This window comes from Novosphingobium resinovorum, from assembly GCF_036352595.1.
Taxonomy (GTDB): Bacteria; Pseudomonadota; Alphaproteobacteria; order Sphingomonadales; family Sphingomonadaceae; genus Novosphingobium; species Novosphingobium resinovorum_B.
In genome coordinates this window covers 101777-122751 of sequence record NZ_JAZFAX010000015.1, presented here as the reverse complement: position 1 = coordinate 122751, position 20975 = coordinate 101777, and the positions used below count along the sequence as shown (strand labels likewise).

At 66.1% G+C, this 20975-nt stretch carries 18 protein-coding genes and 1 pseudogene; 12 read left to right on the top strand and 7 right to left on the bottom strand.

Annotated elements, in window-relative coordinates:
- Nucleotides 1–48: 48 nt before the first annotated feature.
- Nucleotides 49–2208 carry a TonB-dependent receptor gene (locus tag V2S85_RS15440; RefSeq protein ID WP_330703742.1) on the top strand — a complete coding sequence of 720 codons (2160 nt, stop codon included), beginning with the start codon at nucleotides 49–51 and terminating at the stop codon, nucleotides 2206–2208.
- Between the two features lie 834 nt (nucleotides 2209–3042).
- Here the strand turns inward: V2S85_RS15440 and V2S85_RS15435 are convergent.
- Genes V2S85_RS15435 through V2S85_RS15425 form a run of 3 tightly spaced genes read right to left on the bottom strand, consistent with a single transcriptional unit; the run spans nucleotide 3043 to nucleotide 5377 of the window.
- Complete coding sequence (locus V2S85_RS15435) at nucleotides 3043–3492, bottom strand: cobalamin B12-binding domain-containing protein (RefSeq protein WP_330703731.1); 450 nt, start codon at nucleotides 3490–3492, stop codon at nucleotides 3043–3045.
- Entirely contained in the window at nucleotides 3489–3761 is a 273-nt protein-coding gene (locus V2S85_RS15430) for a hypothetical protein (RefSeq protein ID WP_330703730.1), read from the bottom strand. Before V2S85_RS15430 ends, V2S85_RS15435 begins: the two co-directional genes overlap by 4 nt.
- Before the next feature lie 23 nt (nucleotides 3762–3784).
- Nucleotides 3785–5377 (bottom strand): NAD(P)/FAD-dependent oxidoreductase, encoded by a 1593-nt coding sequence (locus V2S85_RS15425; RefSeq protein WP_330703729.1) that lies wholly within the window; start codon nucleotides 5375–5377, stop codon nucleotides 3785–3787.
- A 217-nt stretch (nucleotides 5378–5594) separates the two neighbouring features.
- On the opposite strand from V2S85_RS15425, the gene V2S85_RS15420 reads away from it, so the two are divergent.
- Genes V2S85_RS15420 through V2S85_RS15400 form a run of 5 tightly spaced genes read left to right on the top strand, consistent with a single transcriptional unit; the run spans nucleotide 5595 to nucleotide 10531 of the window.
- Nucleotides 5595–6431 (top strand): DUF1295 domain-containing protein, encoded by an 837-nt coding sequence (locus tag V2S85_RS15420; protein WP_330703728.1) that lies wholly within the window; start codon nucleotides 5595–5597, stop codon nucleotides 6429–6431.
- A 16-nt stretch (nucleotides 6432–6447) separates the two neighbouring features.
- Nucleotides 6448–6819: a Rieske (2Fe-2S) protein gene (locus V2S85_RS15415; RefSeq protein ID WP_330703727.1), complete on the top strand. Its 372-nt coding sequence runs from the start codon at nucleotides 6448–6450 to the stop codon at nucleotides 6817–6819.
- A gap of 49 nt (nucleotides 6820–6868) precedes the next feature.
- Nucleotides 6869–9073: a TonB-dependent receptor gene (locus V2S85_RS15410; RefSeq protein WP_330703726.1), complete on the top strand. Its 2205-nt coding sequence runs from the start codon at nucleotides 6869–6871 to the stop codon at nucleotides 9071–9073.
- A gap of 26 nt (nucleotides 9074–9099) precedes the next feature.
- The gene (locus V2S85_RS15405) at nucleotides 9100–9591 is read left to right on the top strand and encodes a cupin domain-containing protein (protein ID WP_330703725.1); all 492 of its coding nucleotides are present in this window, start codon (nucleotides 9100–9102) and stop codon (nucleotides 9589–9591) included.
- Between the two features lies 1 nt (nucleotide 9592).
- Nucleotides 9593–10531, top strand: a complete 939-nt coding sequence (locus V2S85_RS15400) for an NAD-dependent epimerase/dehydratase family protein (protein WP_330703724.1) — start codon at nucleotides 9593–9595, stop codon at nucleotides 10529–10531.
- On the opposite strand, the gene V2S85_RS15395 is transcribed toward V2S85_RS15400, so the two are convergent.
- Both V2S85_RS15395 and V2S85_RS15390 read right to left on the bottom strand, forming a co-directional pair.
- The gene (locus V2S85_RS15395; RefSeq protein ID WP_330703741.1) at nucleotides 10532–10744 is read right to left on the bottom strand and encodes a hypothetical protein; all 213 of its coding nucleotides are present in this window, start codon (nucleotides 10742–10744) and stop codon (nucleotides 10532–10534) included.
- Between the two features lie 130 nt (nucleotides 10745–10874).
- Nucleotides 10875–11579, bottom strand: a pseudogene (locus V2S85_RS15390) (alkene reductase); the annotation flags it as partial.
- A gap of 220 nt (nucleotides 11580–11799) precedes the next feature.
- Between V2S85_RS15390 and V2S85_RS15385 the strand changes: the two are divergent.
- Nucleotides 11800–12798, top strand: coding sequence for a DUF7064 domain-containing protein (locus tag V2S85_RS15385; RefSeq protein ID WP_330703723.1), 999 nt, complete (start codon nucleotides 11800–11802; stop codon nucleotides 12796–12798).
- Nucleotides 12799–12908: 110 nt separating this feature from the next.
- Here the strand turns inward: V2S85_RS15385 and hutC are convergent, their stop codons facing one another.
- On the bottom strand, nucleotides 12909–13616 hold the full coding sequence (gene hutC / locus V2S85_RS15380) for a histidine utilization repressor (protein ID WP_330703722.1): 708 nt from the start codon (nucleotides 13614–13616) through the stop codon (nucleotides 12909–12911).
- Nucleotides 13617–13618: 2 nt separating this feature from the next.
- Complete coding sequence (locus tag V2S85_RS15375) at nucleotides 13619–15010, bottom strand: formimidoylglutamate deiminase (RefSeq protein ID WP_330703721.1); 1392 nt, start codon at nucleotides 15008–15010, stop codon at nucleotides 13619–13621.
- 89 nt (nucleotides 15011–15099) lie between these two features.
- Between V2S85_RS15375 and hutI the strand changes: the two genes are divergently transcribed.
- From hutI to V2S85_RS15350, 5 genes are all read left to right on the top strand, one after another.
- Nucleotides 15100–16296 carry an imidazolonepropionase gene (hutI, locus tag V2S85_RS15370; RefSeq protein ID WP_330703720.1) on the top strand — a complete coding sequence of 399 codons (1197 nt, stop codon included), beginning with the start codon at nucleotides 15100–15102 and terminating at the stop codon, nucleotides 16294–16296.
- The gene (gene hutH, locus V2S85_RS15365; RefSeq protein WP_330703719.1) at nucleotides 16293–17822 is read left to right on the top strand and encodes a histidine ammonia-lyase; all 1530 of its coding nucleotides are present in this window, start codon (nucleotides 16293–16295) and stop codon (nucleotides 17820–17822) included. Before hutI ends, hutH begins: the two co-directional genes overlap by 4 nt.
- Nucleotides 17819–18631, top strand: coding sequence for an N-formylglutamate deformylase (gene hutG, locus V2S85_RS15360; protein ID WP_330703718.1), 813 nt, complete (start codon nucleotides 17819–17821; stop codon nucleotides 18629–18631). Before hutH ends, hutG begins: the two co-directional genes overlap by 4 nt.
- Before the next feature lies 1 nt (nucleotide 18632).
- Nucleotides 18633–20297, top strand: a complete 1665-nt coding sequence (gene hutU / locus V2S85_RS15355) for a urocanate hydratase (RefSeq protein WP_330703717.1) — start codon at nucleotides 18633–18635, stop codon at nucleotides 20295–20297.
- Nucleotides 20298–20436: 139 nt separating this feature from the next.
- Complete coding sequence (locus V2S85_RS15350) at nucleotides 20437–20973, top strand: HutD family protein (RefSeq protein WP_330703716.1); 537 nt, start codon at nucleotides 20437–20439, stop codon at nucleotides 20971–20973.
- Nucleotides 20974–20975 lie beyond the last annotated feature (2 nt).

The window sequence follows — 20975 nt, the reverse complement described above, 5'->3', positions numbered from 1 at the left end:
AACAAGGCGCGAGTGAGCGCCACGGTTTGTGGGAGAAGAAGAGTGAAGATGTCCTCGATCATCAAGTGCGGCCTGCTCGCGACCAGCGCAGGGCTGGCGTTCGCCATCGCCCCCGCCGCCATGGCGCAGGATGCCGCCGCCGACAGCGCTTCCTCCTCCGACGCCCTCGACACCATCGTCGTCACGGCCACCAAGCGCGGGCAGGCCTCCAACGTGCAGGACGTGCCTTTCGCCGTCACCGCATTCGGCGCCGCGCAGCTTGAGGAACAGCACTTCACCACGCTGCAGTCGCTCAGCTACAACATGCCCAACGTGCAGCTGAACGCGGTCGGCACGACGCCGGGCTATGCCAACTTCTCGATCCGCGGCCTCGGCATCAACTCCTCGATCCCCTCGATCGACCCGACCGTGGGCGTCTTCGTCGACGGCGTGTACCTCGGCGTCAGCGCCGGTGTCGTCTTCGGCAACTTCGATATCGAGGGCCTCGAAGTTCTGCGCGGTCCGCAGGGGCTGCTGTTCGGCCGCAACGTGACCGGCGGCGCCATGGTGATCCGCACCACCACGCCCAAGGACACTTTCTCCGCCGACGTGCGCGCCTCGGTCTCCTCGGGGCCCGAATACAAGATCAGCGGCACCGTGACCGGCCCGATCGTGCAGGACAAGATCTCGGCCAAGCTGGCGGTCTACTACGACAAGGACACCGGCTACTACCACAACGAGTACAATGGCAACGACGACCTCGGCAAGAACCGCATCTTCATCGTGCGCCCGGCCCTGCGCTTCACGCCGATCGACGGGTTCGAGTCCGTGTTCCGCTACGAATACGGCAAGTACGACGGCGACGGCGCGGTGGCGAGCAACCACGGCCTCTACCCGCGCGACAGTTTCAAGGTGAACATCGACGAAGAAGGCTTCGCGCACAACTACTGGCACTTCGGGTCCAACGAAACCAACATCGATACCGCATTCGGTGACGGCAAGATCACCAACATCATGGCCTACCGCGAATACAACGCGCGCGTGTTCAACGACATCGACGCCTCGCCGTCCTTTGCGTTCCACTCGGGCAACACCACGCACCAGAAGCAGATGAGCGAGGAACTGCGCTGGGCCGGCACCTTCGGCAAAGTCGACGTGACCACCGGCCTGTACTACTTCACGCAGCGCATCGACTACAAGGAACAGCGCAAGCTGGCGAACGGCACCCGCACCCTGTCGGGCGGCGGCATCCAGAACCAGGATACCTACGGCATCTTCGGTTCGGCCGACTGGCACTTCACCGATACGCTGACGCTGAACCTGGGCGCGCGCTACACCACCGAGACCAAGGCGGTGAAGGTCGCCAACCTGACCGCGACCGGCTGCGACTACGAGGCGCAGACCTGCAACTACACCTTCAACGACAAGAACACCTGGAAGGGCCTGACCCCGCGCATCGGCATGCAGTGGCAGCCCGATCCGGAAACGCAGGTCTACGGCTTCTGGTCGAAGGGCTTCCGTTCGGGCGGCTACAACTTCCGCAACGTCTATACCCAGGTCGATCCCGGCCCATTCGACGACGAAGTCCAGAACTCGTATGAGATCGGCGTGAAGAAGGACCTGTTCGGCATCGCCCGCATCAACCTCGCGGCGTTCTGGAACACCATCGACAACGTCCAGCGCGAGATCCAGATCCCCGTCGTGGGCGTGGGCACTGCGCAGATCATCACCAACTCGGCCGATGCGCGCATCCGCGGCCTGGAAGGCGAACTGACGCTGAAGCCCGGCGCCGGCTTCACCCTGGCGGGCCAGTTCGGCTACACCGAGGGCAAGTACACCGACGTCTTCTACGACCTCAACAACGACGGCGTCATCAACGACACCGACTACAACCTGAAGCTGCCGCGCCTCTCGCCGTGGAGCTATGGCGGCTCGATCGCCTGGACCGGCAACTTCGGCGACTTCGGCCTCGATGCCCGCGTCGCCGCCAACTACCGCGACGCCGACTGGTACAACGACGCCAACACCGGCCTGATGCGCGCGGCCACCATGGTCGATGCCAACGTCGCGGTTCGCTACGACAACTACACCATCTCGTTCTACGGCACCAACCTGCTGAACGAGGCCACCTTCGGCGCCGAGGCCCCGCTGGCATTCTTCAGCGGTTCCACATTCTCGCCGCTCAACAAGGGCCGCGTCTACGGCGTGGAGGTCTCGGCCAAGTTCTGAGGCCGACAACGCCAAGGCCGACGGGCTTCCACCCACCAACTGCCCGCCGGCCTGCTTTTGAGTTTTCCGAATACCCTGCGTTACCCGACCGTCATTCCAGCTCAGGCTGGGATGGCGGTTTTTTAGCGCGATGTGCGTTTACGAGATCGAGTCCACGCAAAGACGCCGTGCCCGGCGAATTTCCACCCACTCCCGCTCAGGCTGAGCTTGTCGAAGCCCACGCGCAACGCCGAGCCATCCGCTCGATGGCGTCAGGGCAGCGCTCCGCCGCCGGGGCTTCGACAAGCTCAGCCTGAGCGGGGTTGGAAGGGCGACTTCGGGTGGTGATTGCCAATACCAAATTCGTCATTGCGAGCGCAGCGAAGCAATCCAGGGCGCTGCGGGACTGCCCTGGATTGCTTCGCTGCGCTCGCAATGACGAACCGGGGGGTATGGCCGCAAAGGGTGGGAAGCGGGCGTCAATTCCTCCCCGGAACGGGGAGGAATGGGGCGAAAGCCGCCGAACACCAAGCTACCATCGAGCAGGAAAAGAACGGCCACAAAAACGCGCGCGTCCAGGATTTTCCTACAGGCTGTCGATGCGGGTACATTGGCCGCATGCCCCGCACCGCCTCACCTTGCACATCCCGCCTATACTGCGGGCGAATGCATGAAATGCAAGGTGACACTTCGTGCGCACAAGGTGACACATCCGCACCCCAAGGTTACACATGCCGCGCAAGGAAAATCACGGTTTTCCGCCAAAATCGCATTGTCCCGACCCAAGGTTACACCGTTTCCCCTCTGGACCGTGTAAACCGTGTAAACCCGGTGTCACCTTGCGCGGCGAGCAGCCTATTGCTGGAAGGTCTTTTCCGCCGACACGCGGTTCAGCCAGGACACGATGTCCTGCGTCGTGGTGCCCGGCCCGAACAGGCCGCTGACCCCCATGCCGCGCAGGGCCGCCTCGTCGTCGGGGTGGACGAGGCCGCCGACCATCACGCTGACATGGCCAAGGCCCGCCGCCTTCATCGCGTCGGTGAACAGCTTCATGTAGACGAGGTAACCGGCGGTGGAGAAGCTGAGGCCGACGAATTCCGGCTCGGCCTCGCGCACGCTTTCGACCATCTGGTCGATGGTCAGGTGCTCGCCCGCGAAGACCACGTCGATCCCGGCGCTGCGCAACATGCTCGCCACCGTGCGGATACCCTTGGTGTGGACGTCCGAGCCCAGCATGCCCAGCACGCAACGAATGGCGTTGCTCTGCTGCCGGGGCAAGGGGGTGGCCGGGGCTTCTGCGGTCATTTACGCAGCAGCTTGAACAGCGCGAACAGCCCCAGCAGCCCGCCGCCGATCAGCGCGGGAACCGACGTGCCACGCACCGGCATGACCGCCGCCTTGGCCATCGTCGGCACCGACATGGTGCGGAAGGCCGCGCGCATATCCTCGGGCCGCAGCACGGCCTTGACCGGCACGGCGCCCATGATCGTGCCGGACACGATCAGGTTGCCGCCTTCACTGGTGATGCGGGTGATCTCCATCAGTTCGGAATTGTCGGTCGTGTAGAGCTTCATGGCAATGTCCTTCGCAAGATGGGTCAGAGATGGAACACGGCGTTCAGATCGATGCCCATGTCCTTGCACATGACCATCGCCGTGGGCCGCCCGCCCAGCGTCACCGTGCCACCGGGATGCATGAATGGTCCGGTGAGGTAGAGCCCCTCGATCCCCGGCACGCCGTAGTTGGCGAGCGCGGGCGTCGGACGGCGGCCGAGGATCTGGCCGCCCGCCGTGCCGATGCCGAAGATGTCGCCGTTCTGCATGCTGGCGGAATGGCGGTGGTGGTCCAGCGGCGTCTCGATCAGGCGGCCGAGGATGTGGCTGTCCTTGAGGTTGGTCGTGTACTTCTTGAACGAGGTCCAGACGTGCTCGCCATATTCGTCGCGCAAGTCCTCCCACGCCGCCAGGCCGCCGTCCTTCAACTCCATCGGCGCGAAGTGGTAGAGGTAGAGCGCGCATTTCTCCGGCTTGGGAACGCGGGTCTTGTCGATGTAGCTGTTGATGATCGTCAGCGGGTTGAAGTGGCCGTAGGGCACCTCGCCGTACTTGTAGCCATCGTAGATCTTGCGCATCGCCTCGAAATCGCCGCGCGGCATGTATTCGACGACCATCGACTTCTTGAGGATCGGGTCGTTGCCGCCGATGTATTCAGGCTCGACCGAAAGCGATATCTGCTGGTTGACGGCGCCATGGTTGGACAGGCGCACCTCACGCGCAGCCTTGGCGATCACCGGATCGACCTCAGGCACCAGATCGCCGAGCAGATGCGGGTGGATCGATGCCAGCACCGCCTCCCTTGCCGAGATGACCTCCCCATCGGCCAGTTCCACCCCGCTCGCCCGGCCGCCCGAGACGATCACCCGCGTCACATGCGCATTGGTACGCACGGTGCCGCCGAAATGCTCGACCGCCTGCGCCAGCTTGTTGGAAAGCTGCTGCGTGCCGCCCTTCACCGCGAAGGCGCCATTGGCATGGACCAGCGCGAAGAGGTTGAAGACGAGGATTCCGGTGCCGTTGGCCTCCGGGTTCTCCATCGCCTCGCCGATCCACTTGAGGTGGTGAAGGCGCACTTCAGTCGATTCGAAGTAGCTACAGATGATGTCGTAGGCACTGACGTACAGGCTGCGCACCACCTCGTCGCCCAGCGGATTGCCTTCGAGCAGTCCCATGAAACGGTTGAACGGCATCGGCGGATTAGCCATGCCCATGCTGAGCAGCGGCGCCAGCGTGACGCAGCGACGGCCCAGTTCACGGTACGCCTCGGCGTCCTTTTCGGAGAATTGGGCGATCGAGGCTGCGGTGGCGTCGATGTCCTTGCTGGAGACGAGGATCGAGCCATCGTCGAACAGCGTCGTGAACGCCGCCTCCCACTCGATGAACTCCAGCCCGAACTTGGAATAGAGCCCCAGTTCGTCGTTGCGCAGCGCCGGGCTGCTGAAGCAGGTCATCAACCCGGTGGCATGGGGATCGTGGATGAAGCCGGGCGCGACTTCGGTGGACACCGCGCCGCCGCCGACGTGATCGTTCTTTTCCAGCACCAGCACGCTCTTGCCGGCCTTGGCCATGTAGGCCGCCGCCGTCAGCGAATTGGAGCCGCCGCCCACCACCACGATATCGTACAAAGCCGTCACCGCATCGCTCTCCCGCTCGCGAAATCGCCGGCGCCGACATTTGGTTCGCCAGCGCACCTTATCGAATCGATCTAGGGCAAGCGATCCATGTCTGTCCAGCCCCTTTGTTCGACTTTCAAAGCCACACTTGTGCTGAATTTAAGGGCATTGACCGAAAGCCTAGTACGTGCGACCAATAATGGATTGCTAGCACACTATAAGCGTGGAGCGAGGGGATATGGAAGTATTTATCGCCAGCCTGGGATTCGATCTCGGCAGCGACTGGGGCATTTTCTGGACCTGCACGGCGTGGACCTTCGCGGTCGTCACGCTGATCTGGGTCATCGGGCTGTTTCAGCCCACGCACTCGATGATGGATGGCTGGTACGGCTTCGGTTACGCGACCGCCGCGGGGCTTGCCTACCTGCTGACGAAGACGTCTTCGCCCACCGCCGCAGTCGTGTTGCTGATGGCGGGGCTGCACGGCTGCCGCCTCGGCTGGTATCTGTCAAAGCGCTGGTTCGGTTATACGAAGGCTGGCGGCGGCGACGCGCGCTATTTCGGATTCAAGGACAAGCTTTCGCCCGGCTACTGGTGGAAGAGCTTCTTCGTGGTAATGGAGCCGCAGGCGATCGTCATCGCGGTGATCGGCATCCCGTCGGTCTGGGGGATCATCGGCAACCGTTCGGACGCGCCGATCGGGGCGCTGGGCATCCTGGGCATGATCGTCTTCGGCATCGGCTACTATTTCGAGACGGTGGGCGACGGCCAGTTGCAGGCATTCAAGGCGGACGCCAACAACAAGGGCCGCTACTTGCGTACCGGCGTGTGGACCCACACGCGCCATCCCAACTACTTCGGCAACACGACCGTATGGTGGGGCATCTGGCTCACCGCCGTTGCGGGCAATCCGTCGATCTGGTGGACCGTCATCGGCCCGCTGTTCAACACGATCATGCTGACCGGCGTGCTGGGCAAGGCGTTCCAGGACAAGCACATGGGCGGCCGCCCGGCTTACCAGAAGGTCATGGCCGAGACGCGCGGCTTCCTGCCGCTGCCGGTCCGGAAGGCCTAAGAGCGAAGGGCGTGCGATGACGGCAGCCACCGCCTTGGACGAACGCACCGAGGAGCACGACCTGCTCGCCGCCGACGCGCTCGCGCCCGGCGAGATGATCGGGGTGCGCGTGGGGCGCTGGTCCGTCCTTCTCGTGCGCACGGCCGAGGGATGGCATGCCATCAACGACCGCTGCCCCCACGCCGCCGCGCGCCTCTCGCCCGGGCGGCTGCGGGGGCGGCAGGTGCTCTGCCCACTGCACGGCGCTCGCTTCGACATCGCCAGCGGACGCTGCGCCGGGGCCGCCTACGGCGCGGTGCGCACGTTCCCGCTGCGGGTCGAGAACGGCCGCGTGCTGGTGACGCTGCCCGCGCGGCCGCCCGAGATGGTGGAGACACCACTTAACTAACGAACAGGAAAGGCCTGCAACGACAGGCCGAACGGGGAGAGAGAAAACAATGCGGTACAGCATCACGGCTCTTGCGATCGCGCTGGCAGCGCACGCAACCGCCGCGTCCGCGCAGGAGGACAGCGCGGCGACCGGTGAGGAAATCATCGTCACCGCCGGCAAGATCGGCACCAATCTCGATCGCGCGCCCGTCGCCGCCGTTTCGCTTAGTGGCGAGACGCTGGAACGGCTCAATATCCAGAGCGTGCGCGACACGCAGATCCGCATGCCATCGGTCGTCTACGACACCAGCGGCGGATCGGCGCAGGTCTACATTCGCGGCATCGGCACCAACTCCGCCTATGCGGGACTGGAATCGAGCATCGGCACCTATCAGGACGGCGTCTACCTGCAGCGACAGGTCGGCGCCGCACTCGTCGTGGTCGACATGGCCGGGGTCGAGGTGCTGAACGGGCCGCAGGGATCGCTCTACGGCCGCAACGCGACCGGCGGCGTGATCCTCGTCACCACCAAAGACCCGACCGACCGCTACGAAGGCTCCGCCTCGGTCGAGTACGCGCGGTTCGACAGCGTGACCGCCGAAGGCGTCGTCAACGTGCCGCTCTCGCAGGACTTCGCGGTGCGCGTGGCAGGCAAGTACGCCTATAGCGACGGCTACGTCACCAATGTTGCCAATGGCGACAGGCTGGGCGGCTATCGCAATGCCACAGTGCGCGGCAAGCTGGGATACAATCCGGCAGGGCCGTTCTCGGCGGTGCTGGCGGTCGAATATTCACGGCAGGTCAGCGATCCGATTGCCCGGCGGCGCCTGACCGGCGCGCCCGAGTGCCTCGCCTGCGCGGTCTATGGCGAGAACCTGCCCGCGCCGGGCGGCTTCTACGAAGTAGACCAGACCCGATCGCGCGACACGCTGATCTCCTACACGGCTGGCACCCTCAACCTGCGGTACGAGGGCGAGGGGTTCTCCGTGGTCAGCGTGACCGGATATCGCGACTTTTCCTACAAGGTCTTCGTCGATCAGGACTTCGCCGCCGGAGACCTGTTCCGCACCCGCGCCGAGGAATATGGCTGGACCTTCACGCACGACAGCTTCGTGCGCACCGACTTCGACGGCCCGTTCAATTTTCTGCTCGGCGTCAGCGGAGAGATCGACCGCGACACTCTGCTCGGCCAGTTCTTCGGCGATGCCTTCGGCAGCTTTCAAGGCGGGATCAACCATTCCCGCGTCGATCTGCGCTCGATCTCGCCTTATGGTGAGTTCTACTATGCGATCACGCCCAAGCTGAAGCTGACGCTCGGCGGGCGCTACAACATCGACGAGAAGAAGCTGCGGGTCACCAACGACCCCACCGCCGTCCTCGCGCCAGGCGCCACCGCGCAGTTCCGCCAGAAGGACGTGTTCAAGGACTTCACCCCGCGCGCGGTGCTGTCCTACGAACTGTCCGACGGGACCGTCTACGCCAGCTTCAGCCGGGGCGCCAAGAGCGGGGGCTACAACACCCCTGCCCTCAACCCGCTGGTGCCGCTGCAATCGGAAAAGCTGACGAGCTATGAAGTCGGCGCCAAGACCGCGCTGTTCGACCGCCGCCTGAAGCTGGCCGCCGCCGGGTTCTATTACGATTACAAGGACATCCAGGTCAGCTTCGTCGATGCCGCGAGCGGCGGTGTACGCGCAGAGAATGCGGCGAATGCGCGGGTCTACGGCCTTGAACTGACCGCTTCGGCCGAGCCTGTCACGGGTCTCACCATCAGCGGCGGCGCGACCTGGCTGGACGCGAAGTTCAAGAGCTACACTTCGGCGGCGATCTTCTGCCCCAAGGCCTATGCCTCGCCGGGATACCCGGGCTGCCCGACACCGACCGGAGGCCCCGGCATGGTCAACGGCGTCGCCGACCTCTCCGGCTCGCGCCTGCCCCGCGCGCCCGAATGGTCGTTCTCCGCAGCGGTGGACTACACGATTCCACTAAGCGAGGACTACGACGCGATCCTCGCCGTGGCCGATCGCTATACCGGCAGCTACGATTTCCTCGCGGGCGCGGGCGGACCGCTGGGGCTCAGCCGTCAGGATTCGTTCCACATGGTCACCGCCAGCGCCTCGCTGGTGCAGCGGCCGGACGGGCTCAAGCTGCGCGCCTTCGTGGAGAACCTTGCCAAGGCGAAATACTATCTCGACCTGCCGACATCGGCGTTCGGGATTGCCGGCTCGGTCGGCGCGCCGCGCACGTACGGCGCCAGCATCGGTTTCAGCTTCTGACAACGAGAGGAGAGGTTCCCATGACAATGACCCAGACTCTGAATCAGGCGGTGAACAAGGCCCGGCAGATGACCGAGCACATCCGCAGCGACGACATTCCCTCGCTGCCCTACGGCCCCATTCCCAATTCAGAATGGCGGGTGCTGCAGGTGGACGAGGAGTGGAACATCGTCGTCATGAACTACCGCATGGGCCCGTGGGTGACCACGCCCGTCCACGGCCACCACTGCGCCGCCACCGCCTATACGCTGGAGGGCGAGTGGTTCTACGACGACTACTGCTTCCAGGCGGGCGACATCGCCTTCGAGATCGGCGAGGAGACCCACCAGCCCATCACGAAGGACAAGGGCGCCACGCTACTGACCACGCTGATCGGCGGCAAGGGCAACGACCGGCTGCTGGAGAATCACTTCCCCGACGGCACCACGCAGATGCTGCGCACCCGGCTGTTCAAGGCGTGTGAACGCCTGACGCCCGAGGAGTTCGCCAAACTCGATCTGGCGACACTGTTCGACTGAGATGAAAGTCCTTGTCCTCGGCGCCACCGGCTATCTCGGCCGCCATGTGGTGCGCAACCTCGTCTCCGGCGGCCATGCGGTTTACGGCTTCGCACGTAACGAAGCCGGGGCATGCACCGTTGCCGAAGATGGCGCGCAGCCGGTACACGGCGACCTTGCCGACATCGAAGCCGTCCCTGCGCTGGTGGACGGCTTCGACGCGGTCATCATGGCCGCGCAGCTTATGCTGGACGAGGAATATCGCCTCGTCTCCGCCATGCTTGATGCGCTGGAAGGCACCGACCGTTGCTTCGTGTTCACCAGCGGTACCAGCGTCATGTCGATCCCCACCGGCGGCGACTGGGACGAGCGCAGCTTCGCCGAGGACGAGCCTTTCGTCCCCCGCCGCCAGATCGCCCCGCGCCTCGCCGCCGAACAGATCGTGCGTGATGCCGCCACCCGCGGGGTCCGGGCGATGGTGGTGCGCCCGCCACTCATCTGGGGCAACGGCGGCTGCCAGATCATCGCGCAGTTCTATCATTCCGCGCGCACGACCGGCGCGGTGTGCCATGTCGGCCGGGGCCTCAACGTCTATTCCAACGTCCATGTCGAGGATCTGGCACAGCTCTATCGCCTGTGCATCGAGAAGGGCCGCGCAGGCGCTCTCTACTTCGCGGTGGCGGGCGAGGTCAGCTACGGCGTGATGGCCGCCGAGATCGCCCGGAATCTGGGCGGCCCCACCCGCAGCGTCACGGTGGAGGAAGCCTGCGAAATCTGGGGCAAGGGGCTCGGCGGGATCGTGCTGTGTTCATGCAGCCGCCAGCGCAGCCCGCGCGCACGCGAGGAACTGGGCTGGACGCCCGATCAGGCCCGGCTCAATATCCTGGAGGACTGTCGCAACCCCGCCTACGCCGCACAGACGGACCGCCCCGCCGCCTCGTGGGTGCGGCCCGCCTCCTGATTATCCGGCAAAGGCCGGATAGTCGGTGTAGCCCTTCTCCTCGCCGACATAGGCATAGTCGAAGTTCGCCTCGGCAAGCGGAAGCCCATGCCGAAACCGCGTCACCAGATCGGGGTTGGCGATGTAGGGCCGCCCGAAGGAGATCGCGTCGGCCTTGCCTTCGGCAACGAAGCGCGCGGCGGTTTCGGCGTCGAAACTGCCGTTCTGAATCACGCTGCCGCCGAAAGCCTCGCGCAGGCAGATCGTCGAGCACCGGCTTGTCCGGTGCCTCCATGAAGCCCGAGGCAATCGGCTCGATGAGGTGGATATAGGCCAGCCCGGCCTCGCGCGCCGCTCTGCCGATCCCGCGCGCGAGCGCGGCCGGATCGGCGTCTCCCATCCCCTTGCGTTCACTCGTGGGACTGATGCGCAGGCCGATCCGTCCCGGCTCGATCTCCTCAGCGACGGCGGCGAGCACTTCGCGCAGAAAGCGCAGCCGGTTGTCCACGCCGCCGCCGTAATCATCGGTGCGCAGGTTCGATTTCGACTGCAGGAACTGATCGATGATATAGCCGTTGGCGCCATGCACCTCGACCCCGTCGAAGCCCGCACGCATGGCGTTGCGCGCACCGCGACGATAGGCGGCGACGACACCGTCGATATCAGCCTGCGTCATCTCGCGCGGGATCGCATAAGGTTTCATCGGCAGGAACAGCCCGGTATCGCCGTCAGGGCGAGGCGCAAAGGTCATCCCCTCCCCCGCGATCGGCGAAGGGCCGATCGGTGCCTGGCCGCCAATGTAGTCCGGCAGCACCAACCGTCCCATGTGCCAGAGCTGGGACACGATCCTGCCACCTGCCGCGTGAACGGCATCCGTCACCGCCTTCCAGCCCGCCACCATCTCATCGGTCCAGATGCCGGGCACGCGATACCAACCCATGCCGAGCGGATCGACCGCAGTCGCCTCGCTGACGATCAGTCCGGCGTCCGCGCGCTGCGCGTAGTAGCGCGCCATCATGGCGGTAGGCACGCTCTCTTTGGTGGCGCGCGCGCGTGTCAACGGCGCCATGATGAGACGGTTGGGCAGATTCAGACGACCCAGGCTGACAGGCGTGAACAGCGAAGTGGCGGACGGCATGCTGGCTCTCTGTATCCTGCTTATCGACGCCCAAGAATATAGTGCGTATGATTACCATATGTAAATCGATATGTGCAGACGCACAACACATTATCCGCGGACCGGAGCCATCGAGACTTTACAATAGCCACTCCATTCTGATGGATATAATATGCAAACGTACCATATGGATTCGCGCCAAGGGATTCGACCTTCGAATGCGGGCGCGGTGGGAGAGACCATGCATCGTTCAGATTGGGAGACCCTCGAAGGATACCTGCCCGCCGAAGGGCGCCGGCTCTGGAACCAGAGCTTCTATTTCAACGCCTATGACCCAAAGAACGGTATCGGCTGCGTGATCCGTGCCGGATTCATGGAAGGGTCGAGGAGCGCGAATAGCTGGATGGTGTTCTTCATGGACGGCAAACCGCTTTTCGCACGCTACAACGCCAACCTGTCCTGTCCGGCCAACCGGCTGGCCGGCGGCGTGTCGGTCGGGGGCATGACGCTGGAGTCGCTCGAGCCTCTCAAGGTCGCTCGCATCCGTTTCCAAACCGCCGAGTTTGCGTTCGACCTGACCTGGCGGGCGATGCACCCGTTGATGGACGCAATCGGCTTCGGCCAGGACGACAAGGACAACTTCGCCGCAGCCCATGCCCACGCCCATCTTGAAGGCAGTTGCTTCGTTACCGGCACCGTCACCCTGCGCGGCGGCGATCGGCACACTTTCGAGGGCACCGGCGGGCGTGACATCGCCGCCGGTATCCGCGACTGGGGCAGCATGGAGCATTACCGTGTCGCCTGGCCGATCTTCACGGACGAAACCGCCGCGATCGGCATCCACGGCGTCGCCGGCGGCAGGCACAGCTACATGAGCATGTGGCATGACGGTACCGACTGGACGCCGATCGTGGAGACTGAGGATCTCGTTACTTTCGATACCGACGAGTTCACCGTCAGAGAAACGCACTGGCGGCTACGCGATGCCCATGGCAGGGAGGTAAGCTATTCCGGCATACCGCTCTTCCGCTGCTTCCTGCCTGCGGATGGCTACACCCTTGTCGAACACATAGCCAAATTCACCCGGTCCGATGGTGTAGAAGGCTATGGCCTTGTGGAATGCGGCATGCGACTGCCATGGCACAGGGATATGGCATTGGGCCTTGGCTGAGAAATACCTGCCCTTCGCTCATCAGATAAGGTTCCGATAGCCATTCCCGGCCCGGCGCTGATGCCGGCCAGATCATGTCTGATTGAGTGCAGTGGTGGGCCGAAATGATCCTATCGACCCGAAGCGCCCGGCCCGAAGCGCGCCACCATGTCGTAGGCATCGCCAAGGAACAACTGGCGCACGTACGTGATTCGCTCTGCCCCCCGCCACGTCCGGCGTTCCACGCACAGGCAGGGCGTACCGGCTGCAACGCCGAGCCACTCTGCCTCCTCGCCCAAGGCGGCGACGGCGGAAATCCGCGTTTCCGCTTCCGTCCAAGGGACGTGCTGTAGCAGCCATGTCCCCGGAGGAACGGCGTCGAGGTCGGCGCCGACGATCTCCGGTACGGCCAGAGCGCTCACCAGACGGAACTCCACCCCGAGCGGCGCGCCATCGACGAGGTGCAGGCCGTCGATGTGGACCAGTGCACCGCCTCCTGCGAGCAGCACTTCCTCCTCATCTTCTCCTGGCGGCCGCACCCTGCGCTTGAGGGGACGAAAAGCATAATCCTGCCCGCGCTCGCGCACTTGCGCGGCGATGTCGGGCACGTCGAGCACCATCGAATGGACCTTGGGCCGCGCCACGAACGTCCCCGCACGCTTGCGCCGGTCGATCAGCCCCGCCGCGACGAGCGCCGAGAGCGCCTTGTTCACGGTCATCCGCGAACAGCCGTATTCCTGCATCAGTTCCTGCTCGATGGGCAGGCGGTCTCCGGGAGCCAGTTCGCCGCCGAGGATGCGGCCCTCGAAATCCGATCGAATGCGTTCATGAAGGGGCATTCTCACGCGATCAGTGTCTCCAGTACCTTGGCATAGTCGCGCACCACCCGGTCGCGGGCGTGATGGCGCCCTTCGCTCACCAGCTTGTCGCCATGGCGCCACACGCAGTCAATGGCCGAGCGCCCGGCGGCGAAGACGAAGCTGTCGGTTATCGCATCGCCCGCCCGGTGCATCATGGCCGGATGGTCGAGGTTCAGGCTGACGATGTCTGCAGGCAGGCCTACCGCGATGCCGCCCTCGACGCCCAATGCCGCCGCCCCGCCCGTCAGCGCGCCTGCGTAAAGATCCGCGCCGGTGGAGCGCCCGCTCTCCCGGGCCATGACGTTGCGCGCGCGGCGGGTCAGGCGCTGGCCGTATTCGAGCAGGCGCAGTTCCTCGGCCGCGTCGATCAGGACGTTGGAATCGCTGCCGATGCCGTAGCGGCCACCCGCCTGCAGGAACCCCTCCACCGGAAACAGCCCGTCGCCGAGGTTCGCCTCAGTGATCGGGCAGAGTCCCGCCACCGCGCCGCTGCGCGCGGCGGCAACGGTTTCGCTTTCCGTCATGTGCGTGGCATGGACGAGGCACCAGCGCGCGTCCACTTCGGTGTTGTCCAGCAGCCATTCGACCGGGCGCCGGCCGCTCCATGCGAGGCAGTCGTCCACTTCCTTCACCTGCTCGGCGATGTGGATGTGGACCGGACGGGCTTTCGCCAGCGGTTCGAGATCGCGCAGCTGATCGGGCGAAACGGCGCGCAGGGAATGCGGCGCCACACCGACCACGGCATCAGGCAGCGCGCGGGCATGGGCCTGAGCGCCTTCGAGCAACCGCGCGTAGCGATCCAGATCGTTGATGAAGCGCGCCTGCGCGGGGGCTGGCGGCTGCGCGCCGAACCCGGCGTAGCTGTAGAGCACCGGCAGCAGCGTCATGCCAATGCCGGTGTCCCCGGCCGCCGCCAGCACCGCCGCGCTCATCTGCGCGACGTCGGCGAAGGCGCGGCCCTCGCGGTCGTGGTGGAGGTAATGGAACTCGCCGACGCGGGTGAAGCCGCCTTCCAGCATCTCGACATAGGCCATCGCGGCAATGGCGCGCACGTCGTCCGGGGTCATGCGCTGGACGAAGCGGTACATGATCTCGCGCCAGGTCCAGAAGCTGTCGTTCGAGGGCCCGCGCCGCTCGGCAAGGCCCGCCATGCCGCGCTGGAAGGCGTGGCTGTGCAGGTTGGGCATTCCCGGCAGCGCGCAGGCGTGCCGCTCGTCACCGGGCGAGGGCTCCGCACCTGCGTCGACACCTGCGTCGACGGCGACGATCCGGCCCTGCTCCAGCGTGACGCGGACATTCCGCGCCCAGCCTTCAGGCAGCAGACAATGCTCGAAAAACAATGACCTGTGCGAGCCGTCCGACCTTGCCGACATGAATCTGCTCCTTGCTTCGATTTTTTGTCTATACATTAAATTTGAACGGTGCAATCACAATGGACGAGGCAAACGAGGGCCACGGAATCATGCTGTACGACACCGTCTGGAAAGGCGCCCGGCTCGCTACGATGACGGGTGAAGGCGTGGGCGCGGTGGACCATGGCGTAATCGCGGCAAAGGACGGCATGATCGCTTACGCCGGGCCTGCCGCGGAGGCTCCGGCCCTTGATGCGAAGCGGATCGTCGACTGTGAGGGCCGCTGGATCACCCCGGGCCTGATCGACTGCCACACCCACCTGATCCACGGCGGCGACCGCGCGGCCGAGTTCGAGATGCGCCTGGGCGGCGCATCCTACGAGGAGATCGCGCGGGCCGGGGGCGGTATCGTCTCCACCATGCGCGCCACCCGGGCCGCGAGCGAGGACGATCTCGTCGCCGCCGCCCTGCCCCGCCTCGACGCGCTGATGGCGGAAGGCGCAACCACGGTGGAGGTGAAATCCGGCTACGGCCTCGACCGCGACAGCGAGATCCGCATGCTGCGCGCTGCCCGCCGTCTGGGCAAGGAGCGCGCAGTCTCGATCGCCACCACCTTCCTCGGCGCGCACGCCCTGCCGCCTGAGTTCGCGGACGATGCGGACGGCTACATCGCCCTGCTCTGCGACGAAGTGCTGCCCGAGGTCGCCGCGCTCGGCCTTGCCGATGCGGTCGACGCCTTCTGCGAGGGCATCGGCTTCACCCCGGCGCAGACGGAACGGATGTTCGCCGCCGCCGCGCGCCATGGTCTGCCGGTTAAGCTTCATGCCGAGCAGCTTTCCAACCTCCACGGCGCGGCGCTGGCGGCGCGGCACGGGGCGCTGTCCGCCGATCACCTCGAACATCTCGACGAGGCCGGGATCGCCGCCATGGCCGCATCGGGCACCGTCGCCACGCTGCTGCCGGGCGCCTATTACTTCGTGCGCGAGACGAAGCTGCCGCCGGTCGCCGCCTTGCGCGCCGCCGGGGTGCCGATCGCACTGGCGACCGACTGCAACCCCGGCACCTCGCCGCTCACCTCGCTGCTGCTGACGATGAACATGGGCGCGACGCTGTTCCGCCTGACCGTGGCCGAATGTCTTGCCGGTGTCACCCGCCATGCCGCGCGCGCCCTCGGGCTGACCGATCGCGGCACGCTGGAGGCGGGCAAGCGCTGCGATCTCGCCATCTGGGACGTCGAACGTCCCGCCGAACTGGTTTATCGCATGGGGTTCAATCCGCTCCATGCCCGCATCTGGAGTGGTCAATGAATCCTGTCCTGCTCACCCCCGGCGACATCCCGCTGGCGGACTGGCGCGCGATCTATCGCGGTGCCCCCGTCACGCTCGACCCGGCCTGCGCGCCGCGCGTCGCGGAAAGCGCTGCCGCCGTCTCGCGCATTCTGGCGAAGGGCGCGCCGGTCTACGGCATCAACACCGGCTTCGGTAAGCTCGCCAGCGTGCGGATCGGCGACGAAGACCTCGCCACGCTCCAGCGCAACATCGTGCTGAGCCACGCGGCGGGCACGGGCGCGCCTTCGCCGGTGCCGGTGATCCGGCTGATGATGGCGCTGAAACTCGCCAGTCTGGCGCAGGGCGCCTCGGGCGTGCGGCCAGAGACGGTGGCGCTGCTGGAGGCGATGCTGGTCAAGGGGCTGACCCCGGTAGTGCCGTCGCAGGGCTCGGTCGGTGCGAGCGGAGACCTTGCCCCGCTCTCCCACATGGCCGCGACGATGATCGGCGTGGGCGAAATCTTCTACGAAGGCGAACGCCTGCCTGCCGCCGAGGCGCTGGACAGAGCGGCACTCACCAGCACTCAACTGGGGCCTAAAGAGGGCCTGGCGCTGCTCAACGGCACCCAGTTCTCCACCGCCAATGCGCTGGCCGGGCTGTTCGAGGCCGAACTGCTGTTCCGCTCCGCGCTCGTCACCGGCGCGCTCTCGACCGAGGCGGCCAAGGGGTCCGACACCCCATTCGATCCGCGCATCCACACGCTAAGGCGTCATCGGGGTCAAATCGAGGTTGCCGATGCCCTGCGCGGCCTGATGACCGGCAGCGCCATCCGCGCCAGCCATCTGGAGAACGACGCGCGCGTGCAGGATCCCTACTGCCTGCGCTGTCAGCCGCAGGTCATGGGCGCCGCGCTGGACATTCTGCGCCAGGCCGCGACCACGCTGGAGATCGAGGCCAACGGCGTCTCCGACAACCCGCTGATCTTCCCGGAGACCGACGAGGCGCTTTCGGGCGGCAACTTCCATGCCGAGCCGGTCGCCTTCGCCGCCGACATGATCGCCATGGCCATCTGCGAGATCGGCTCGATCGCAGAGCGCCGTATCGCCATGCTGGTGGACCCGGCGCTGTCCGGCCTGCCCGCGTTCCTGACGCCGCGCCCCGGCCTCAATTCGGGGTTCATGATCCCGCAGGTGACCGCTGCGGCGCTCGTCAGCGAGAACAAGCAGCGCGCCTATCCGGCCAGCGTGGATTCGATCCCGACTTCGGCCAATCAGGAAGACCACGTCTCGATGGCCGCCCACGGCGCGCGGCGCCTGCTCGACATGGCCGAGAACGCGACCGCCGTGCTGGGCATCGAACTGCTCGCCGCCGCGCAGGGGGTGGATTTCCACGCCCCGCTCGCGTCCAGCGATGCGCTTGAGGCCGCCCGCGCGACCCTGCGCGAACAGGTGCCGACGCTGGAGGACGACCGCCATTTCCACCCGGACATGGAAGCCGCGAACCTGCTGATCCGTTCGGGTACGCTGCTCGCTGCGGCAGGCGACAGCCTCCCCGGTGTGGCGTGAGCGACTGGCTCAGGATCACTGAAGGCGACGCCCCCCTTATTGTCGCCTTCCCCCACGTCGGCACCCAGCTTGCCGACGAGGGGCACTTCTTCGCGTCCGAATGGCTGGCGCGACGCGATGCCGACTGGTGGGTGGGCGACCTCTACGCTTTCGCCGCCGATCTGGGCGCAACGCTCGTCAGCACGCGCATCTCGCGCAGCGTGATCGACCTCAACCGCGATCCTTCGGGCGCCTCGCTCTATCCGGGGCAGGCGACGACCGAACTGTGCCCGACCACGACCTTCGACGGCGAGCCGCTCTATTCAGGCGAAGCGCCGGGCGAGGCCGAGATCGCCCGCCGCCGCGCGCTCTGGTTCGATCCGTACCATGCCGCGCTGCAGGCCCAGATCGACCGGCTGCGCGCCGTCCATGGCCGGGTGGTGCTCTACGACGCGCACTCGATCCGCAGCCATGTGCCGCGCCTGTTCGACGGCGAACTGCCGCAGTTCAACATCGGCACCAACGGCGGCAAGACCTGCGATCCCGCGCTGGCGGCCGCCGTCGAAGGCATCTGCGCCCAATCGGGCGAGAGCCACGTCCTCGACGGCCGCTTCCGGGGCGGCTGGACCACCCGGCATTACGGCCAGCCCGACAAGGGCGTCCATGCCATCCAGATGGAACTCGCCATTCGCGGCTACATGGACGAACCCGAGGTGCCCAGCGAGGCCAACTGGCCCCCCGCCTTCGATCCGGCACGCGCCGCCGCGATCTCCGAGACCCTTTCCCAGATCATGAAGGCCGCCCGCGCCTTCGCCCTTCAGGACGCCTGACATGACCCGTATCGACAATACCCGCGTCATCAAGCCCGCCACCGGCACGCAGCTTTCCGCCAAGTCCTGGCTCACCGAAGCGCCCTTGCGCATGTTGATGAACAACCTCCACCCAGACGTCGCCGAGCGTCCGGAGGAACTCGTGGTCTACGGCGGCATCGGCCGCGCCGCGCGGGACTGGGAGAGCTACGACCGGATCGTCGAGACGCTCCAGCGGCTGGAAGACAACGAGACGCTGCTGGTGCAGTCGGGCAAGCCGGTCGGCGTGTTCCGCACCCACGCCGATGCCCCGCGCGTGCTGATCGCCAACTCCAACCTCGTGCCCCACTGGGCGAACTGGGAGCATTTCAACGAACTCGATAAGCGCGGCCTTGCCATGTACGGGCAGATGACCGCCGGTTCGTGGATCTACATCGGTACGCAGGGCATCGTTCAGGGCACTTACGAGACGTTCGTGGAGATGGGCCGCCAGCACCATGGCGGCGACCTTTCGGGCAAATGGCTGCTGACAGCGGGCCTTGGCGGCATGGGCGGCGCGCAGCCGCTGGCCGCCGTCATGGCGGGCGCATCGTGCCTTGCGATCGAGTGCCAGCCCAGCCGGATCGAGATGCGCCTGCGCACCGGCTACCTCGACAAGTCCGCCGCCACCATCGAAGAGGCCATGGCCATCATCGAGCAGGCGAAGGCGGATGGAAAGCCCGTCTCGGTCGGCCTTCTGGGCAATGCCGCCGAGCTGCTGCCCGAAATCTACGCGCGCGGCATTCGCCCCGACCTGCTGACCGACCAGACCAGCGCCCACGATCCGATCAACGGCTACCTCCCCGCAGGCTGGACCGTCGCCGAATGGATCGAGCGCCGCGAGCGCGAACCCGAGGCAGTCGCCAAGGCCGCCAAGGCATCGATGGCGCAGCATGTGCGCGCGATGCTCGATTTCCAGGCGGCCGGGGTTCCCACCACCGACTACGGCAACAACATCCGCCAGGTCGCGCTGGACGAGGGCGTGGCGAACGCCTTCGACTTCCCCGGCTTCGTGCCCGCCTATATCCGTCCGCTGTTCTGCCGGGGCGTTGGGCCGTTCCGCTGGGCCGCGCTTTCGGGCGATCCGGAGGATATCTACAAGACCGACGCCAAGGTGAAGGAACTGCTGCCCGACAACGCGCACCTGCACAACTGGCTCGACATGGCGCGCGAGAAGATCCACTTCCAGGGCCTGCCCGCGCGCATCTGCTGGGTCGGTCTGGGCGATCGCCACCGCCTCGGCCTCGCCTTCAACGAAATGGTCGCCAACGGCGAGCTGAAGGCCCCGGTCGTGATCGGCCGCGACCACCTCGACAGCGGCTCCGTCGCCTCGCCCAACCGCGAGACCGAGGCGATGCAGGACGGCTCGGACGCGGTTTCGGACTGGCCGCTGCTCAACGCCCTGCTCAACACCGCCAGCGGCGCGACATGGGTGTCGCTGCACCACGGCGGCGGCGTCGGCATGGGCTTCTCGCAGCATTCGGGCATGGTGATCGTGGCCGACGGCACGCCCGAGGCGGCGGCGCGGCTTGCGCGCGTGTTGTGGAACGACCCGGCCACCGGCGTCATGCGCCATGCCGACGCGGGCTACGAGATCGCGCGGGACTGCGCGGTGGAAAAGGGGCTGGACCTGCCGGGCATCCTTTAGGGGGCCTAAGCGCCCCGGCGCGAGGGGCTTCGACAAGCTCAGCCTGAGCGGTTTTGATAGAACAGCTTTAAATTCCGCTCAGGCTGAGCCTGTCGAAGCCCCCTCGGCCAAAACCGGTCGCCAACGGAACGAAGATACCATGACCATCACCCGCATCATCCGCGCCGCCGACTGCCCCGAGGTTCCATGGAAGAACGGCGGCTGCACCACGCGAGAGATCGCTGTCTTCCCATCCGGCGCGGGGATGGGCGATTTCCTGTGGCGCCTCAGCATGGCGCGCGTCGAACAGGCCGGACCATTCTCGGCCTTCGACGGCGTCGACCGCACGCTCGCGGTGATCGCCGGATCGCTGGCGCTGACCGGCCCCGGCATCGCCGTGCGGCTCGATCCGGGGAGCCCGCCCTTCCCCTTCGGCGGCGGCGTCGCGGTGCATGGCGAGCCGCTGGGCGAGCCGGTGCTGGACCTCAACGCGATGGTCCGGAGCGGGCACTGCGCCTGCACGATGACGCGCCTTGCCGCAGGAGACCTCGCCACCAGCACGGGCACCGGCTTCTTCGTCGCGCTGGAAGCACAGACCGTATCGGGCAGCGCGCTCGGCCGGCTCGACTGCATCCGCTTTGCAGGGTCCGTAACCGCAGCCGGCGCCGGCCTGTTCGTCGATTTCGTGCCGGACTGAAC

Coding starts and splice junctions, on each gene's coding strand:
- V2S85_RS15435 (WP_330703731.1), bottom strand. CDS start 3,492: ATGACCGCAGAAGCCCCGGCCACCCCCTTGCCCCGGCAGCAGAGCAAC.
- V2S85_RS15440 (WP_330703742.1), top strand. CDS start 49: ATGTCCTCGATCATCAAGTGCGGCCTGCTCGCGACCAGCGCAGGGCTG.
- V2S85_RS15405 (WP_330703725.1), top strand. CDS start 9,100: ATGACCCAGACTCTGAATCAGGCGGTGAACAAGGCCCGGCAGATGACC.
- V2S85_RS15420 (WP_330703728.1), top strand. CDS start 5,595: ATGGAAGTATTTATCGCCAGCCTGGGATTCGATCTCGGCAGCGACTGG.
- V2S85_RS15350 (WP_330703716.1), top strand. CDS start 20,437: ATGACCATCACCCGCATCATCCGCGCCGCCGACTGCCCCGAGGTTCCA.
- V2S85_RS15410 (WP_330703726.1), top strand. CDS start 6,869: ATGCGGTACAGCATCACGGCTCTTGCGATCGCGCTGGCAGCGCACGCA.
- hutC (WP_330703722.1), bottom strand. CDS start 13,616: ATGCCCCTTCATGAACGCATTCGATCGGATTTCGAGGGCCGCATCCTC.
- hutU (WP_330703717.1), top strand. CDS start 18,633: ATGACCCGTATCGACAATACCCGCGTCATCAAGCCCGCCACCGGCACG.
- V2S85_RS15415 (WP_330703727.1), top strand. CDS start 6,448: ATGACGGCAGCCACCGCCTTGGACGAACGCACCGAGGAGCACGACCTG.
- V2S85_RS15430 (WP_330703730.1), bottom strand. CDS start 3,761: ATGAAGCTCTACACGACCGACAATTCCGAACTGATGGAGATCACCCGC.
- V2S85_RS15400 (WP_330703724.1), top strand. CDS start 9,593: ATGAAAGTCCTTGTCCTCGGCGCCACCGGCTATCTCGGCCGCCATGTG.
- hutI (WP_330703720.1), top strand. CDS start 15,100: ATGCTGTACGACACCGTCTGGAAAGGCGCCCGGCTCGCTACGATGACG.
- hutH (WP_330703719.1), top strand. CDS start 16,293: ATGAATCCTGTCCTGCTCACCCCCGGCGACATCCCGCTGGCGGACTGG.
- V2S85_RS15375 (WP_330703721.1), bottom strand. CDS start 15,010: ATGTCGGCAAGGTCGGACGGCTCGCACAGGTCATTGTTTTTCGAGCAT.
- V2S85_RS15385 (WP_330703723.1), top strand. CDS start 11,800: ATGCAAACGTACCATATGGATTCGCGCCAAGGGATTCGACCTTCGAAT.